The organism is Streptomyces canus 299MFChir4.1 (assembly GCF_000383615.1).
Lineage (GTDB): Bacteria > Actinomycetota > Actinomycetes > Streptomycetales > Streptomycetaceae > Streptomyces > Streptomyces canus_C.
This window is the reverse complement of record NZ_KB911584.1, coordinates 400,325-416,482: the sequence shown is the minus strand read 5'-3', so window position 1 is coordinate 416,482 and position 16,158 is coordinate 400,325. Positions and strand designations below refer to the sequence as shown.

The 16,158-nt window shown below is 68.8% G+C and carries 15 protein-coding genes and 1 pseudogene; 13 read left to right on the top strand and 3 right to left on the bottom strand.

Features of this window, described 5'->3' with window-relative positions; genetic code table 11:
• Positions 1-470 (bottom strand): annotated as a pseudogene (locus H293_RS49300) (hypothetical protein); the annotation flags it as partial.
• 174 nt (positions 471-644) lie between these two features.
• Between H293_RS49300 and H293_RS0109960 the strand changes: the two are divergent.
• The 3 genes from H293_RS0109960 to H293_RS0109950 all read left to right on the top strand — a co-directional run bounded on the left by H293_RS0109960 (position 645) and on the right by H293_RS0109950 (position 3,931).
• On the top strand, positions 645-2,195 hold the full coding sequence (locus H293_RS0109960; protein ID WP_020117727.1) for a site-2 protease family protein: 1,551 nt from the start codon (positions 645-647) through the stop codon (positions 2,193-2,195).
• Between the two features lie 38 nt (positions 2,196-2,233).
• Entirely contained in the window at positions 2,234-3,136 is a 903-nt protein-coding gene (locus H293_RS0109955; RefSeq protein ID WP_020117726.1) for a tRNA (adenine-N1)-methyltransferase, read from the top strand.
• Between the two features lie 216 nt (positions 3,137-3,352).
• Positions 3,353-3,931, top strand: coding sequence for a hypothetical protein (locus H293_RS0109950; protein ID WP_020117725.1), 579 nt, complete (start codon positions 3,353-3,355; stop codon positions 3,929-3,931).
• A 57-nt stretch (positions 3,932-3,988) separates the two neighbouring features.
• Here H293_RS0109950 and H293_RS0109945 read toward each other — a convergent pair whose 3' ends face one another.
• Positions 3,989-4,294 carry a ferredoxin gene (locus tag H293_RS0109945; RefSeq protein WP_033415324.1) on the bottom strand — a complete coding sequence of 102 codons (306 nt, stop codon included), beginning with the start codon at positions 4,292-4,294 and terminating at the stop codon, positions 3,989-3,991.
• Between the two features lie 244 nt (positions 4,295-4,538).
• On the opposite strand from H293_RS0109945, the gene arc reads away from it, so the two are divergent.
• The 6 genes from arc (at position 4,539) to prcA (ending at position 10,675) form a co-directional block, all read left to right on the top strand.
• Entirely contained in the window at positions 4,539-6,305 is a 1,767-nt protein-coding gene (arc, locus tag H293_RS0109940) for a proteasome ATPase (RefSeq protein WP_020665687.1), read from the top strand.
• A 245-nt stretch (positions 6,306-6,550) separates the two neighbouring features.
• Positions 6,551-8,062, top strand: a complete 1,512-nt coding sequence (dop, locus tag H293_RS0109935) for a depupylase/deamidase Dop (RefSeq protein WP_199790145.1) — start codon at positions 6,551-6,553, stop codon at positions 8,060-8,062.
• A 155-nt stretch (positions 8,063-8,217) separates the two neighbouring features.
• The gene (locus tag H293_RS0109930) at positions 8,218-8,436 is read left to right on the top strand and encodes a ubiquitin-like protein Pup (RefSeq protein WP_020117720.1); all 219 of its coding nucleotides are present in this window, start codon (positions 8,218-8,220) and stop codon (positions 8,434-8,436) included.
• A 32-nt stretch (positions 8,437-8,468) separates the two neighbouring features.
• The gene (locus H293_RS54650) at positions 8,469-9,062 is read left to right on the top strand and encodes an endonuclease VII domain-containing protein (RefSeq protein WP_028807711.1); all 594 of its coding nucleotides are present in this window, start codon (positions 8,469-8,471) and stop codon (positions 9,060-9,062) included.
• Complete coding sequence (prcB, locus tag H293_RS0109920) at positions 9,014-9,859, top strand: proteasome subunit beta (RefSeq protein ID WP_028807710.1); 846 nt, start codon at positions 9,014-9,016, stop codon at positions 9,857-9,859. The genes H293_RS54650 and prcB overlap by 49 nt, the downstream gene beginning before the upstream one ends.
• Before the next feature lie 60 nt (positions 9,860-9,919).
• The gene (prcA, locus tag H293_RS0109915) at positions 9,920-10,675 is read left to right on the top strand and encodes a proteasome subunit alpha (RefSeq protein ID WP_020117718.1); all 756 of its coding nucleotides are present in this window, start codon (positions 9,920-9,922) and stop codon (positions 10,673-10,675) included.
• Between the two features lie 69 nt (positions 10,676-10,744).
• Here prcA and H293_RS0109910 read toward each other — a convergent pair whose 3' ends face one another.
• Positions 10,745-11,761 carry a LacI family DNA-binding transcriptional regulator gene (locus H293_RS0109910; RefSeq protein ID WP_020117717.1) on the bottom strand — a complete coding sequence of 339 codons (1,017 nt, stop codon included), beginning with the start codon at positions 11,759-11,761 and terminating at the stop codon, positions 10,745-10,747.
• 88 nt (positions 11,762-11,849) lie between these two features.
• Between H293_RS0109910 and H293_RS0109905 the strand changes: the two genes are divergently transcribed.
• From H293_RS0109905 to H293_RS0109890, 4 genes are all read left to right on the top strand, one after another.
• Positions 11,850-13,109 (top strand): MFS transporter, encoded by a 1,260-nt coding sequence (locus H293_RS0109905; RefSeq protein WP_020117716.1) that lies wholly within the window; start codon positions 11,850-11,852, stop codon positions 13,107-13,109.
• A gap of 9 nt (positions 13,110-13,118) precedes the next feature.
• On the top strand, positions 13,119-14,480 hold the full coding sequence (pafA, locus tag H293_RS0109900) for a Pup--protein ligase (RefSeq protein WP_020117715.1): 1,362 nt from the start codon (positions 13,119-13,121) through the stop codon (positions 14,478-14,480).
• 127 nt (positions 14,481-14,607) lie between these two features.
• On the top strand, positions 14,608-15,612 hold the full coding sequence (locus tag H293_RS0109895; RefSeq protein ID WP_020117714.1) for an FKBP-type peptidyl-prolyl cis-trans isomerase: 1,005 nt from the start codon (positions 14,608-14,610) through the stop codon (positions 15,610-15,612).
• An 88-nt stretch (positions 15,613-15,700) separates the two neighbouring features.
• Positions 15,701-16,072 (top strand): FKBP-type peptidyl-prolyl cis-trans isomerase, encoded by a 372-nt coding sequence (locus H293_RS0109890; protein WP_020117713.1) that lies wholly within the window; start codon positions 15,701-15,703, stop codon positions 16,070-16,072.
• Positions 16,073-16,158: the final 86 nt, after the last annotated feature.

The window sequence follows — 16,158 nt, the reverse complement described above, 5'->3', positions numbered from 1 at the left end:
GGTTCGGCCGGGTTCGGCGTGTCACTCGTCGTGGGCTGCGCTGCGACCGTTGTCTGGGTTGCTGCCGGGTCCTCGTGGGCCGGGTAGGCGCCGTGGTGACCGGCTGTGATGGATGTCGCGGCGGTTGCGGGCCCGGCGTTCGGCGCGGCACGCGTCACGGACTGGGCCGCGTCCGCCGCTTCGGACGCCCCCGGGTCCTCGTCGGCCGGGGTCGCGACGCGCTGACCGTCCGCGACCGTCGTCGGGGTGGTTCCGGGTTCGGCCGGGTTCAACGCGTCACCCGTCGCGGGCCGTGCCGCGTCCCCGTCAGCCGCGTCCGCGCCCTGCTGACCCTCCGAGACCGGCGGAGGTGCCGTCCGGGGCCCGGTCGGGCCCGCCGCCTCCGCCGTCCCGGCCCGCGCAGTGATCACCGCCTCCGCCGTCGCCTCGTCATCGGCGGCCTCGGTCACGCCCTCCGTGCTCGTCTCCATGACCACAGACCATACGGCCCGCCACTGACAGTGACCCATTCGCGGCTGTGACCGCCGTGGTTCCTGAGGAAACACGGGGGGTGCCGGGGCGGAACGCGCAGCGACCGCCGCATACCATCGACCCGAGACCTTCCGCACGGCAGGCGCGGAGGACGCTTCGAACGAGGGGACATCGTGGACGAGAGCGGCGGGAGCGGGCAGCCGCGGTCCGGCACGGACCGGCCGACCAAGCCCCACGCAGGGCCCACGACCCCTGACCCGCAGGAGACCGGGAGCCCAGCCGCCGACCCGTCCACCGACGGCGCCACCGACCCCGTACGACAGCCGGCCGCGGACGGCAACGCAGCCCAGGACCCGTCGACGTCCGACAGCGCCCCCGCACCCGCCGAAGTCCCGGCCTCCGGGAGCGAGACCGGTACCGGGGACGAAGAGCATCCGCCCGCCCCCGAGGCCGACACCGGCGAGCGCGCCGACCTGCCTCAGCCCGAAGCGCCCCGCGAACCCCGCACCACCGACGAGCACCGCACCCTCGCCCACTCCGGCGCCCCCAAGAACCCGCCGCCCCAGTCCCCCCAGCCGCGCGGCGGGCTGCTGATGGGCCGTCCCTTCGGCGTGCCCGTCTACGTCGCCCCGAGCTGGTTCCTCGTCGCCGCACTCATCACCTGGGTGTTCGGCGGCCAACTGGACCGTGTGCTCCCGGAGCTCGGCGCCGCCCGCTACCTCGTCTCCCTCTTCTTCGCGGTCGCCTTCTACGCCTCCGTGCTCGTCCACGAGCTGGCCCACACCGTCGCCGCCCTGCGCTTCAAGCTCCCGGTCCGCCGCATCCAGCTGCAGTTCTTCGGCGGCGTCTCCGAGATCGAGAAGGAGGCCGAGACCCCCGGCCGGGAGTTCGTGCTGGCCTTCGTCGGCCCGCTGCTCTCCCTGATCCTCGCCGGCGTCTTCTACGTCGCCATGCAGCCCGTCGAACCCGGTACGGTCCCCGGCGTCCTGCTCGCCGGCCTGATGGTCTCCAACCTCATCGTGGCCGCCTTCAACCTCCTGCCCGGCCTCCCCCTCGACGGCGGCCGCATGCTCCGCGCCGTCGTCTGGAAGATCACCGGCAGGCCCATGAGCGGCACCATCGCCGCCGCCTGGGTCGGCCGCGCCCTCGCCGTCTGCGTCCTCATCGGCCTCCCGCTGCTCACCCAGTCCGGAGCCCTCGGTTCCTCCGCCGAGGACAACGTCGGCATGGACACCGTGATGGACGCCCTGCTCGCCGCGATCCTCGCCGCGATCATCTGGACCGGCGCCGGCAACAGTCTGCGCATGGCCCGACTGCGCGAACACCTCCCCGACCTGCGCGCCCGCACCCTCACCCGCCGCGCGGTCCCCGTCGAGACCGACACCCCCCTCTCGGAGGCCCTGCGCCGCGCCAACGACGCCGGCGCCCGCGCCCTGGTCGTCGTCGACGCCGACGGCACCCCGCTCTCCCTCGTCCGCGAGGCCGCCATCGTCGGCGTACCGGAACACCGCCGCCCCTGGGTCGCCGTCAGCGGCCTCGCCCAGGACATCACCGACGGCATGCGCGTCTCCGCCGAGCTCGCGGGGGAGGACCTGCTGGACACCCTCCGCGCGACCCCCGCCACCGAATACCTCGTCGTCGAGGAGACCGGCGAGATCTACGGTGTCCTGTCCGCGGCCGACGTGGAACGCGCCTTCGTGAAGGCCATGGCCAGACCGTCCTAGTGGTCGGCGGCCCCTCCGCGGACCGGTAGGCTGTTCACATGTCCGAACCGACCGGTGCCGCCCGCAGGCGCGGGCCCTTCAAGGTCGGGGACCAGGTTCAGCTGACCGACCCCAAGGGCCGCCACTACACGTTCACGCTCGAAGAGGGAAAGAACTTCCACACCCACAAGGGTTCCTTCCCGCACGACGAGCTGATCGGCGCACCCGAGGGCAGCGTTGTCCGCACCACCGGTAACGTCGCCTATCTCGCGCTGCGCCCCCTGCTCCCCGACTACGTCCTGTCCATGCCCCGCGGCGCCGCCGTGGTCTACCCCAAGGACGCGGGGCAGATCCTCGCCTTCGCCGACATCTTCCCCGGCGCCCGCGTCGTGGAGGCCGGGGTCGGCTCCGGCTCGCTCAGCAGCTTCCTGCTGCGCGCCATCGGCGACCAGGGCATGCTGCACAGCTACGAGCGCCGCGAGGACTTCGCCGAGATCGCCCAGCAGAACGTGGAGCGCTACTTCGGCGGCCCGCACCCCGCCTGGCAGCTCACCGTCGGCGACCTCCAGGACAACCTGTCCGACGCCGACGTCGACCGCGTCATCCTCGACATGCTCGCCCCCTGGGAGTGCCTGGAGGCCGTCTCCAAGGCGCTCGTCCCCGGCGGCATCCTGTGCTGCTACGTCGCCACGACCACCCAGCTCGCCCGGACCGTGGAGTCCATCCGCGAGATCGGCTCCTTCAACGAGCCGACCTCCTGGGAGTCGATGATCCGCAACTGGCACGTGGAAGGCCTGGCCGTCCGCCCGGACCACCGCATGATCGGCCACACCGGCTTCCTGCTCACCGCCCGTCGCCTCGCCGACGGCGTCGAGCCGCCCATGCGCCGCCGCCGCCCCGCCAAGGGCGCCTACGGCGAGGACTACACCGGCCCCAACGCCGACGGCGGCTCCGGCCGCTGAGGCGGCCCCGTGCCGCAACCAACGAACAGGCGTCGGGGTGGAGTTCCCGCAGACCAGAGGAACTCCACCCCGACGCCTTCGTGTTGAGGGAACGGCAGAAGACGCTCCCAGGGGAACCAGCACAAGTACCCACCCCGCCGTTCCCCCCCACCTGTGACGTGTGGCACCATGCTGGCCACCCCCCCACCGGCACAGCCCTCACAGGAGACGCTCCGAGTGCAGCAATCCGCCGTCCCGGAACTGGCACACACGCACACCCGCCCGATCCACTGGGTCGCCACCGCCACCGCCGTGGCGGGAGTCGTGGCCCTCTCCTCGGTCCTGCAGCCCCACACCGCGACGGCGGCGCAGGCAGCCGGCCCCGAGGGCAGAACCGCCCCGGTGATCACTACGGCGCCCGACCCCGCGGCCGTCCACTTCCCGATCGACTGCGGCCCGGTCAAGGCGAAGGTGCAGAAGCGGGTCTCCGGAGACCTCGACGGCGACGGGCGGCCGGAAACAGTCGTCGTGGTGCACTGCGACGCCCCCATGGGCACCCCGCCCGACGCCGTCTACGTCATCACACACGCGAAGGGCACCGGCGAACCCCGGGTCGTCGCCACCCTGCTGAGTCCGAAGACCCGCAACACCGTCACCGACTTCACGCTGAGCGACGGCGCGGTCCTCGCGACCCTGCTCGGCTACTCCACGTCCGACGTACCCAGTTGCTGTCCGGACGTGACGGACAAGGCGAAGTGGCAGTGGAAGGACGGCGCGTTCGTCCGCTCGACCCCAGCGGGCACGCACACCGTCTGACCGAGGCGGGCACATCTGTGAGAAATCAGACAGCGGTCACGCAGGGTGGCTTCCCGGTCACTCTGCGTCCGGACCGTAGATCTCGACCCTGTCCGAAACTCGCCGTACGTGGATGCAGTCGCCCGGACACTCCTTCGCGGAGTCGACCACATCGGTGAGAAGCGGCAGCGGTACGGGCGTTGTGGCGCCCTTGTCCTGCAGAAGCTCGTCGTCCGGGCCCTTCACGTAGGCCAGACCGTCGATGTCCAGCTCGAACACCTCCGGCGCGTATTGGGCACAGATGCCGTCACCGGTACAGAGGTCCTGATCGATCCAGACCTCCAGGGTCTCGCCGCCGGCCCCGACCTCCTGCTGCACTCTCATCTCTCCTGCCGTTTATGTGCCTAGCTGGACGGGAATCCGGCCAGCTCTGGCGGGTGTTGAACACTTCGACCCTACCTTCGGCAGCTTTCCAATCTTGTTCGGTGGGTATTCCCCTGGCGTGAGGGAGAGCGCAAGGGTGAAGATCGGACACACCTCTACCGTCTTTGTGATCTAGGGGTTTCAATCGACACCCACCCAGGTAGGGTCTGGAAGCGTCCAGCTCCCCTTGGAGGAGGTGAGGACCGTGGCAGCCCACGACGACGACATGAACCGCGGCATCCGCCCGGGACGAGGGTCCGACGACCCGTCCGGGCAGATTGCCTACCTTGAGCAGGAGATCGCCGTCCTGCGACGCAAGCTCGCCGACTCTCCGCGACACACGAGGATTCTCGAAGAGCGGATCGTCGAGCTGCAGACCAACCTGGCCGGCGTGTCCGCCCAGAACGAGCGACTCGCCAACACGCTCCGTGAGGCCCGCGACCAGATCGTGGCCCTCAAGGAGGAGGTCGACCGGCTCGCACAGCCACCGGCCGGCTTCGGCGTCTTCCTCGAAGCGAACGAGGACGGCACCGCCGACATCTTCACCGGCGGCCGCAAGCTGCGGGTGAACGTCAGCCCCAGCGTCGAACTCGAAGAGCTCCGGCGCGGCCAGGAAGTGATGCTCAACGAAGCTCTCAACGTGGTCGAGGCCATGGAGTACGAGAGCGTCGGCGACATCGTCACCCTCAAGGAGATCCTCGAGGACGGCGAGCGCGCCCTCGTGCAGGGGCACACCGACGAGGAACGGGTGGTACGGCTCGCCGAGCCACTGCTGGACGTCACCATCCGTCCCGGCGACGCCCTGCTGCTCGAACCGCGCTCCGGCTACGTCTACGAGGTCGTACCCAAGAGCGAGGTCGAGGAACTCGTCCTCGAAGAGGTCCCCGACATCGGCTACGAGCAGATCGGCGGACTCGGCGGCCAGATCGAGGCCATCCGGGACGCTGTGGAGCTCCCCTACCTCTACCCGGACCTGTTCAAGGAGCACGAACTGCGCCCGCCCAAGGGCGTCCTGCTCTACGGCCCTCCCGGATGCGGCAAGACGCTCATCGCCAAGGCGGTCGCCAACTCGCTGGCCAAGAAGGTCGCCGAGGTCACCGGCCAGGCCACCGGCAAGAGCTTCTTCCTCAACATCAAGGGCCCCGAGCTCCTCAACAAGTACGTCGGCGAGACCGAGCGGCAGATCCGCCTCGTCTTCCAGCGTGCCCGTGAGAAGGCCAGCGAGGGCACCCCCGTCATCGTCTTCTTCGACGAGATGGAATCCCTCTTCCGCACCCGCGGCTCCGGTGTCAGCTCCGACGTCGAGAACACCATCGTCCCGCAGCTCCTCGCCGAGATCGACGGCGTCGAAGGCCTGCAGAACGTGGTCGTCATCGGTGCCTCCAACCGCGAGGACATGATCGACCCCGCCATCCTGCGCCCCGGCCGCCTCGACGTGAAGATCAAGATCGAGCGGCCGGACGCCGAAGCCGCCAAGGACATCTTCGGCAAGTACCTCACCGAGCGCCTCCCGCTGCACTCCGACGACCTCGGAGAGCACGGCGGCAGCCGGTCCACCACCGTCCAGAGCATGATCCAGACGGCCGTGGAACACATGTACGCCGAATCCGAGGAAAACCGCTTCCTGGAAGTCACCTACGCCAACGGAGACAAGGAAGTCCTCTACTTCAAGGACTTCAACTCAGGCGCCATGATCGAGAACATCGTCGGCCGCGCCAAGAAGATGGCGATCAAGGACTTCCTCGACCACAACTCCAAGGGCCTTCGGGTCTCCCACCTCCTCCAGGCCTGCGTGGACGAGTTCAAGGAGAACGAGGACCTGCCCAACACCACCAACCCGGACGACTGGGCCCGTATCTCCGGCAAGAAGGGCGAGCGGATCGTCTACATCCGCACCCTCATCACCGGAAAGCAGGGCGCCGACACCGGACGCTCCATCGACACGGTGGCGAACACCGGTCAGTACCTGTAAAGACAGGGCGGCTGCGGGTGCCCTCACCGGGGTACCCGCAGCCGACTGTTTTTCAGGCAACTAACCGGAACAAAGGCGAGCAAGGCAATGACGCAAATGATCTCCCCACCAGCGCAGAGCCGTTCTAGGCTCTTCGGTACCGCCGAGTCGCGCAGTGCGGGGACGGGCACCGCACACGCACCGGAGCGCCAGCGGTACTTGAGCGCCGCCCCCGAACGAGGGCGCCGCCGGGCAAGGAGGGCCGCATGACCGTACGGCGAGTAATGGGCATCGAGACGGAGTACGGGATCTCCGTCCCCGGCCACCCCAACGCCAATGCCATGCTCACCTCATCCCAGATCGTCAACGCCTACGCGGCGGCGATGCACCGGGCCCGCCGGGCCCGCTGGGACTTCGAGGAGGAGAATCCGCTGCGGGACGCGCGGGGCTTCGACCTCGCCCGCGAAGCCGCCGACTCCAGCCAGCTCACCGACGAGGACATCGGCCTCGCCAACGTCATCCTCACCAACGGCGCTCGGCTCTACGTCGACCACGCCCACCCCGAATACAGCTCCCCCGAGGTGACCAACCCCCGCGACGCCGTCCTCTGGGACAAGGCCGGCGAACGCATCATGGCCGAAGCCGCCGAACGGGCCGCCCAGCTCCCCGGCGCCCAGCCCATCCACCTCTACAAGAACAACACCGACAACAAGGGTGCCTCCTACGGCACGCACGAGAACTACCTGATGAAGCGGGAAACCCCCTTCTCGGACATCGTGCGCCACCTCACGCCCTTCTTCGTCTCCCGCCAGGTCGTCACCGGCGCCGGCCGCGTCGGCATCGGCCAGGACGGCCACGAACACGGCTTCCAGCTCAGCCAGCGCGCCGACTACTTCGAGGTCGAGGTCGGCCTGGAGACCACCCTCAAGCGACCCATCATCAACACCCGCGACGAGCCCCACGCCGACGCCGAGAAATACCGCCGCCTCCACGTGATCATCGGCGACGCCAACCTCTCGGAGATCTCCACCTACCTCAAGCTCGGCACCACGGCGCTGGTCCTGTCGATGATCGAGGACGGCTTCATTGCCGTCGACCTGGCCGTGGACCAGCCGGTCCGCACGCTGCACCAGGTCTCCCACGACCCGACGCTCCAGCGCCTGGTCACCCTCCGCAGCGGCCGCACACTCACCGCGGTCCAGCTCCAGATGGAGTACTACGAGCTCGCCCGCAAGTACGTCGAAGAACGCTTCGGCGCCGACGCGGACGACCAGACCAAGGACGTCCTCGCCCGCTGGGAGGACACCCTCAATCGCCTGGAGCACGACCCCATGAGTCTCGCCGGCGAGCTCGACTGGGTCGCCAAGCGGGAACTCATGGAGGGCTACCGGCGCCGTGACGGCCTCGACTGGGACGCCGCCAAGCTGCACCTCCTGGACCTCCAGTACGCCGACGTACGGGCCGACAAGGGCCTCTACAACCGTCTCGCGGCCCGCGGCCGCATCAAGCGCCTCATCGACGAGAACGAGGTCGAGCGGGCCCGCACCAAGCCCCCGGAGGACACCCGCGCGTACTTCCGCGGCCGCTGCCTGGAGCAGTACGCCGACGACGTCGCCGCGGCCTCGTGGGACTCGGTGATCTTCGACCTCCCGGGCCGGGACTCGCTCCAGCGGGTCCCAACCCTCGAACCGCTTCGCGGAACGCGAAATCACGTCAAGGAGCTCCTGGACCGCTGTCGCACGGCAGAAGACCTGGTCAGGGTCCTGTCGGGCAACTGAACGGATACCCGGGCCGGATCGTCCCGCAGGGTGGAAAACCCGGCCAGAGGGAATCATCGAGATGGCCCCCGTACGTTGTAGGAACTGCGGGGCCGATGTCAGACCCTGCTTGTAGGGTCTGATCAAGAACGTCGAACCGAGCGGGGTGAGGGGTTATGGCGACCAAGGACACCGGCGGCGGACAGCAGAAGGCCACACGCAACACCGAGGAGGTCGAGGAGCAGACTGCGGAGACGCAGGGTTCCGAGGACCTCAAGGAGCGCCAGGAGAAGCTGAGCGACGACGTGGACTCCGTCCTGGACGAGATCGACGATGTCCTGGAGGAGAACGCAGAGGACTTCGTTCGGTCATTCGTTCAGAAAGGCGGCCAGTAGCCTTCGATTCGAAGGTTGCGGGGAATCTGGACTTGGCAAGCGAAGGAGATGTAAAGCGCTGCGTGCGGTGCGGTGAGATCAAGTCGCACGCAGCCTTCGCTCGTAGACGGTCCAGCCTGGATGGTCTGCAGCGGCACTGTCGGGACTGTGCATCCGACTATCACCGGACGCGTCAGCAGAGCCTGGGCCGGAAGGTTCGTCCCAAGGCGGAGGTGCCAGAGGGGCACAAACTCTGCCTCAAGTGCGGTGAGGTCAAGCCGTGGAGCGAATGGCACCGTAACGCGACTGCCTCGGATGGGTTGTCGACGCGCTGTAAAGCGTGCCGGGCCGCCGAGGGCCGAGCGGGGCACCTGAAGCGCCACTACAACCTCACCGAAGCCGAGCGTGACGAGATGGTCGCCTCTCAGATGGGGCTGTGCGTGATCTGTCTGAAGGCTCCCGCCGTTCATGTGGATCACTGCCACAAGACGGGTAGGGTCCGAGGCGTACTGTGCTTCAACTGCAATTCCGGCCTCGGCCTGTTGGGGGACGACCCCGAAGCGATGAACCGAGCTGCCGATTACCTGGAAGGAAACGCGTGGAAGCCAACACTCGTAGCACCGGGCGTCTACCAGCTGCCTTCCTGACGCCTGGGTCGTCGTCCTTCATGGACTTCCTGTCCGAGCACCAGCCGGAGATGCTGCCGGGCAACCGGCAACTGCCGCCCATGCAGGGCGTGATCGAGGCTCCGCACGGGACGACCATCGTGGGCGTCACCTTCCCGGGGGGCGTCGTGCTCGCCGGTGACCGTCGCGCGACCATGGGGAACGTGATCGCCCAGCGGGACATCGAGAAGGTGTTCCCGGCCGACGAGTACTCGGCCGTCGGGATCGCCGGCACCGCCGGTCTCGCCGTGGAGATGGTGAAGCTGTTCCAGCTGGAGCTGGAGCACTTCGAGAAGGTCGAGGGCGCCCAGCTGTCGCTGGAGGGCAAGGCGAACCGGCTGTCCACCATGATCCGTTCCAACCTCGGCATGGCGATGCAGGGACTGGCCGTGGTGCCCCTGTTCGCGGGGTACGACGTGGACCGGGAGAGGGGGCGGATCTTCTCCTACGACGTCACCGGCGGCCGTTCCGAGGAGCACAACTTCGCCGCCACCGGCTCGGGCTCGGTCTTCGCGCGCGGTGCCATGAAGAAGCTCTTCCGCGGCGACCTGACCGAGGAGCAGGCCACCACGCTCGTCGTGCAGGCCCTGTACGACGCCGCTGACGACGACTCGGCGACCGGTGGTCCCGACGTCGCCCGCCGGATCTACCCGATCGTCACCGTGATCACCGAGGACGGCTTCCGTCGGCTCACCGACGACGAGTCCTCCGAGATCGCCCGTTCGATTCTCGAGCGGCGGCTGGAGCAGCCCGACGGCCCGCGGGCCCCGCTGCTGTAGGCGCTTCTCGTCTTGTTCAAGGTGATCGCAGTGACTTCCACAGAAAGGGACGGATAACCGGTGTCGACGCCGTTCTATGTCTCCCCCCAGCAGGCGATGGCCGACCGGGCGGAGTACGCCCGCAAGGGCATCGCCCGTGGTCGCAGCCTGGTCGTGCTGCAGTATGCCGACGGCATCGTGTTCGTCGGCGAGAATCCGTCCCGTGCGCTGCACAAGTTCAGCGAGATCTACGACCGGATCGGCTTCGCGGCCGCCGGCAAGTACAACGAGTACGAGAACCTGCGGATCGGCGGCGTCCGGTACGCCGACATGCGTGGTTACACCTATGACCGTGCCGACGTCACCGCCCGCGGTCTCGCCAACGTCTACGCCCAGACGCTGGGCACGATCTTCTCCTCGGCCGGTGAGAAGCCGTACGAGGTGGAGCTGGTCGTGGCCGAGGTCGGTGAGACGCCGGACGGGGACCAGATCTACCGGCTGCCGCACGACGGTTCCATCGTGGACGAGCACGGCTCGGTCGCGGTGGGCGGCAACGCCGAGACGATCAGCAGCTATCTGGATCAGCGTCACCAGGACGGCATGAGCCTGGCGGAGGCGCTGAAGCTGGCGGTGCAGGCGCTGTCCCGGGACACGAACGGCAGTGAGCGGGAGATCCCGGCCGAGCGGCTGGAGGTCGCGGTGCTGGACCGTACGCGTCCGCAGCAGCGCAAGTTCAAGCGCATCGTGGGGCGTCAGCTCGGTCGGTTGCTGGAGGCCGGCGGTGCGTCCACCGAGGCGGAGAGCTCGGACGAGGCGGAGGGCTCCGACGAGGAGTAGTCCCCTCAGTTTCGCCTGACCGTTTCCTTTCTGTGCCCCGGCCGATCACCAGGCCGGGGTACAGGGCGTTCAGGAGGGGCTGGGCGGGGCCGTGGAGCCTCGTACGACCAACTCGACGGGGATGTCTCCCGCGTCGGGTGCACGGGCCTCCAGGACGGCGAGGAGGGCTTGCATGCCGCGTTCGCCGAACAGTTCGGCGTCCAGTCGTACGGTCGTCAGCTCGGGGTCGAGGGCGGTGGCGAGGGCGAGGTCGTCCAGGCCGGTGACGGAGATGTCGTCGGGGACGCGCAGGCCGAGTCGTCGTGCGGCTTTGTAGGCGCCGGCGGCGAGCTTGTCGTCGTCGCAGACGAGGGCGGTGGGGCGGGGGCCGGGTGCGGCGAGGGCGGCTTCGGCGGCGGTCAGGGCGCCGTCGATCGAGATGGGCGCGTGGGCGGTGCGGACGGAGGTGCCGGGGACCGCGGCCAGCTGTGCGGCCAGTTCACGCGCGCGTACCTCGAAGGTCCAGGAGGGCACGTCGGCGGCGAGGTGCAGGAAGCGGCGGTGGCCGAGACCCAGGAGGTGGGAGGCGACCTGGCGGACACCGTCGGCGATGTCCAGGTTGACGGTGGCGGCGCCGAGGCTGCCTGAGGGGTCGCTGTCGAGCATGACCAGGGGGAGCTGGTCGCCGCGGATGGCGGTGAGGGCGTCGGCGGCCATGGAGGAGGCGATGACGCCGTCGAGGGCGGCCTGGGCGGAGGCGAAGGGGTCGCGGGCGGGGCCGATGCCTTCGGGGGAGGGGTACAGGACGACGCCGAAGCCGTGGTCGGCGGCGACGCGCGCGGCGCCGGTGTAGACGCCGGCGAAGAACTCGGTGGTGAGGGCGGGGACGACGAGGAGGACGGTGCGGGTGTGGCCGAGGCGGAGGTTGCGGGCGGCGAGGTTGGGCCGGTAGGCGAGGTCGCGGGCGGCTTCCCGGACGCGTTCGGCGGTGGTCTCGGAGACGCGGCCGCGCCATTTGTCGCCGAGGACGAGGGAGACGGCGGCCTGGGACACGCCGGCCGCCTGTGCGACGTCGCGGCTGGTCGGTCGCGTGCTGCTGCGTGCCACCGTGGGTCCGCTCCTTCGTCTGGACGTCCGAACAGCGCACATGGTACGTATGGGAGTCGACGTTATACGTATTACTTGGAGGCGGGACATGGCCGCGGGATACCTGGAGATCCTCAGGGCGAGGCATGCGGCGCGCCTGCTGACGGGGACGCTGGTGGGCCGGCTGCCCAACGCCACCGCGGCGATCGCGATCGTGCTGTTCGTCCGGGACCAGGGCGGTACGTACAGCCTCGCCGGGGCTCTGGCGGCCGTCTACGGGGTCGCCAACGCCGTGGGGCAGCCCGTGCTCGGGCGTCTCGTCGACCTGCACGGCCAGCCTCGTGTGCAGCTCCCGTCCGCCGTGCTCTCGGCTCTCGCGATGGCCGTGTTCGCCTTCAACGGCACCGATCCGCTCCCGCTCGCCTACGCGGCCGTGGCGGCCGCGGGGCTCTTCACGCCGCCGCTGGAGGGCGGCCTGCGCGCGCTGTGGCCGAGCGTGCTGCGCCGGGAGGACCAGGTGCACACGGCGTACGCCATGGACGCGGTGGCGCAGGAAATCATGTTCACCGTGGGGCCGTTGCTGGTGACGCTGTGCGTGTCGCTGTGGTCGGCGCAGGCGGCGCTGGTGGTGCTGAATGTCATCGGGGTCCTCGGGGCGCTCTCCGTCGTCGTGTCGCCGCCCTCGCGCGCGTGGCGCTCCGGGCCGCGTGAGGCGCACTGGCTCGGTGCGCTGCGCTCGCCGGGACTCCTGGCGCTGCTCGGCGCGTTCCTGTTCGTCGGGATCGCGCTCGGGTCCATCACGGTCGCCTCCGTGCCCTACGCGGACGAGCACGGCGGGGACGCGGTGTACGGCTGGCTGATGGCCGGGATCGGTCTCGGGGCCCTGGTGGGCGGCACGGTGTACGGAGCGCGGCAGTGGGCCGGTGAGCCCGCGCGGCGACTGCAGGTCCTGGTGGGCTTTCTGGCGTTGTGTTACCTGCCGCTGACGCTGATGCCGGGCGCGGTCGCCATGACGCTGCTGACGGTCCTCGCGGGTGTGTTCCTGGCGCCCGTGATCGCCTGCGCCTTCGTGCTGGTCGACCGGCACGCGCCGGCCGGGACGGTCACCGAGGCCTTCTCCTGGATCGTGACGACGTTCACGGTGGGCGCCTCGGTCGGAACGGGGCTCGCGGGACCGGTCGTCGAGGGTGGCGGGGCCGTGTGGGGCTTCGCCGTGCCGGCTGTCGCGGGGGGTGTGTCGCTGCTGGTTCTGCTGGTCACGGGAGGCGTCCTGTCAGCTCCCGTGGGGCGGGCGGTGGTTGCGGCTTCATCGGAAAATGATCCAAACCGTGCTGCCGAACCCCGTTTCAGCTCGGGGGATCGGGCGTAATGTTCACTCATGGACCGCCGCATTTTCGGGCTGGAGAACGAGTACGGCGTCACGTGTACGTTCAGGGGACAGCGACGCCTGTCTCCCGACGAGGTGGCGCGGTACCTCTTCCGCCGTGTCGTGTCATGGGGCCGCAGCAGCAATGTCTTTCTGCGAAACGGCGCACGCCTCTATCTCGACGTGGGCTCACATCCGGAATACGCGACACCCGAATGTGACAACGTGACCGAACTGGTCACCCACGACAAAGCGGGCGAGCGCATTCTCGAAGGACTCCTGGTGGACGCCGAACGACGCCTGCACGAGGAAGGAATCGCGGGCGACGTCTACCTCTTCAAGAACAACACGGACTCGGCCGGCAACTCCTACGGCTGCCACGAGAACTATCTCGTCGCCCGCCACGGGGAGTTCTCCCGGCTCGCGGACATTCTCATTCCGTTCCTCGTCACCAGGCAGCTTCTCTGCGGTGCCGGCAAGGTGCTGCAGACCCCGCGGGGCGCGGTGTACTGCGTCAGCCAGCGGGCCGAGCACATCTGGGAGGGCGTCTCCTCGGCGACGACCCGTTCCCGGCCGATCATCAACACCCGGGACGAACCGCACGCCGACGCCGAGCGCTACCGCCGCCTGCACGTCATCGTGGGCGACTCGAACATGTCCGAGACGACCATGCTGCTGAAGGTCGGCGCGACCGACCTGGTGCTGCGCATGATCGAGGCGGGCACCGTGATGCGCGACCTGACCCTGGAGAACCCGATCCGGGCGATCCGCGAGGTCAGCCACGACATCACCGGCCGGCGCAAGGTGCGTCTGGCCAGCGGTCGCGAGGCCTCCGCGCTGGAGGTGCAGCGCGAGTACTACGAGAAGGCCGTGGACTTCGTCGAGCGGCGCGGGATCCGCACCGGCACCGTCGACCAGGTCCTGGAGCTGTGGGGCCGCACGCTGGACGCGATCGAGGCGGAGGACCTCGACCGCATCGGCACCGAGATCGACTGGGTCATGAAGTACAAGCTCATCGAGCGGTACCGGGCCAAGCACAACATGACCATGTCCCACCCGCGGGTCGCGCAGATAGACCTCGCGTATCACGACATCCACCGCCGTCGTGGGCTCTACTACCTTCTGGAGAGGAAGGGCCAAGCCGCCCGTATCTGCAACGACTTGAAGATCTTCGAGGGCAAGTCCGTTCCGCCGCAGACCACTCGGGCGCGGCTGCGCGGTGACTTCATCCGCAGGGCCCAGGAACAGCGCCGGGACTTCACCGTCGACTGGGTCCACCTCAAGCTCAACGACCAGGCGCAGCGCACGGTGTTGTGCAAGGACCCGTTCCGATCGGTCGACGACCGGGTCGAGAAACTGATCGCCGGAATGTGAGCAAAGCGTTCCGGATCAGCGCCGGAACGCAACACGGGCGCCGTACGTTTCCCGTACGGCGCCCTTCTCACGCCGTAGAGTTGCGCGCACGCCATCAACAAGATCGACCGATTACGAGGCTTTCACCGTGCGCCGACGCTCCCTTCTCATCGCCGTTCCCGCAGGACTGGCCACACTCGCCGCATGCGGTGACGACAAGTCCGACTCGAGCAAGGCGAGCGACAGCGCGTCACCCTCGCCGTCGTCCTCGGCCTCCCAGGCGCCGCCACCGAAGATCGTCGCCGGTCCGCTGCCGGCGATCACGGCGGGCACGAAGTTCGGTGAGAAGCCGACGGTCGCCAAGGGCAGCGGCGACCCGTCGAAGGACCTCGCCGTCAAGACGGTCATCGCGGGCGGCGGCACCACCATCGCCGAGGGCGACTACATCCAGGCCCACTACCTGGGGCAGATCTGGAGCACGGCCAAGGTCTTCGACAACTCCTACGACCGCAAGACGGCGCTGGTCATCCAGCTCGCGCAGAACAGCATCATCGACGGCTGGCGGTACGCCCTGGCGGGCAAGAAGGCCGGCAGCCGCGTCGAGTTCTCCATCCCGCCCACCTGGGGATATGGCAAGCAGGGCAACGCGCAGGCGGGTATCAAGGGCACCGACACGCTGGTGTTCGTCGTCGACGTGCAGAACACCTTCAACGCGAAGAGCTCCGCCAAGGGCAAGACCGTCGCCCAGGACGACGCCAAGCTGCCCAAGGTCGGCACCAACACCGACGGCAAGGCCCCCTCCATCGAGATCCCCAAGACGGACGCGCCCGCCAAGCTGGTGTCGGAGTACGTCATCGAGGGCGACGGCGACGAGGTCGCGGCCGACAGCACGCTGCTCGTGCAGTACAAGGGCGTGGTGTGGGACAGCGGCAAGGAGTTCGACTCGACGTACAAGCGCAAGCAGCTGGCGTCGTTCTCGCTGCAGCAGGTCGTCAAGGGCTGGGCACAGGGTCTGACCGGCAAGAAGGTCGGCAGCCGGGTGCTGATCTCCATCCCGCCGAAGCTGGGCTACGGCGACAACCCGCCGGCCGGCAGCGGCATCGAGAAGGACTCCACACTGGTCTTCACCGTGGACATCCTCGCGAAGATGTGACGCACGGGGGACATGCGCGCCGGTCCACGCGGCAGGGATGTAAGACTGGTCCCTGTTGCCTTTCCGTGAACAAGCAGGAGCGAGTGACGTGAGCATCGACAAGCCCGAGATCGACTTCCCGGGCGGCGAGCCCCCGGCGGACCTGGAGATCAAGGACATCTGGGAGGGCGACGGCGAGGTTGCGCAGGCCGGCCAGACCGTCACCGTCCACTACGTGGGCGTTGCCTTCAGCACCGGCGAGGAGTTCGACGCCAGCTGGAACCGTGGTCAGCCGTTCCGCTTCCCGCTGGGCGGCGGTCGGGTCATCAAGGGCTGGGACCAGGGCGTGCAGGGCATGAAGGTCGGCGGCCGTCGCCAGCTGACCATCCCGGCCCACCTCGCCTACGGCAACCAGAGCCCGACCCCGGCGATCAAGCCCGGTGAGACCCTGATCTTCGTGGTCGACCTCCTCGGCGTCTGATCGTCGTACCGGAGCCACCGGAGAAGCCGTAAGAGGTCGCGTCGCGGTCGGATCGCCGTACGACATCCGACCGGACCTGATCGACC

Bases quoted from the DNA above. Each gene is read 5' to 3' on its own strand.
- H293_RS0109955 (WP_020117726.1), top strand. From the start codon at position 2,234: ATGTCCGAACCGACCGGTGCCGCCCGCAGGCGCGGGCCCTTCAAGGTC.
- H293_RS0109945 (WP_033415324.1), bottom strand. From the start codon at position 4,294: ATGAGAGTGCAGCAGGAGGTCGGGGCCGGCGGCGAGACCCTGGAGGTC.
- dop (WP_199790145.1), top strand. From the start codon at position 6,551: ATGACCGTACGGCGAGTAATGGGCATCGAGACGGAGTACGGGATCTCC.
- H293_RS0109930 (WP_020117720.1), top strand. From the start codon at position 8,218: ATGGCGACCAAGGACACCGGCGGCGGACAGCAGAAGGCCACACGCAAC.
- H293_RS0109905 (WP_020117716.1), top strand. From the start codon at position 11,850: ATGGCCGCGGGATACCTGGAGATCCTCAGGGCGAGGCATGCGGCGCGC.
- pafA (WP_020117715.1), top strand. From the start codon at position 13,119: ATGGACCGCCGCATTTTCGGGCTGGAGAACGAGTACGGCGTCACGTGT.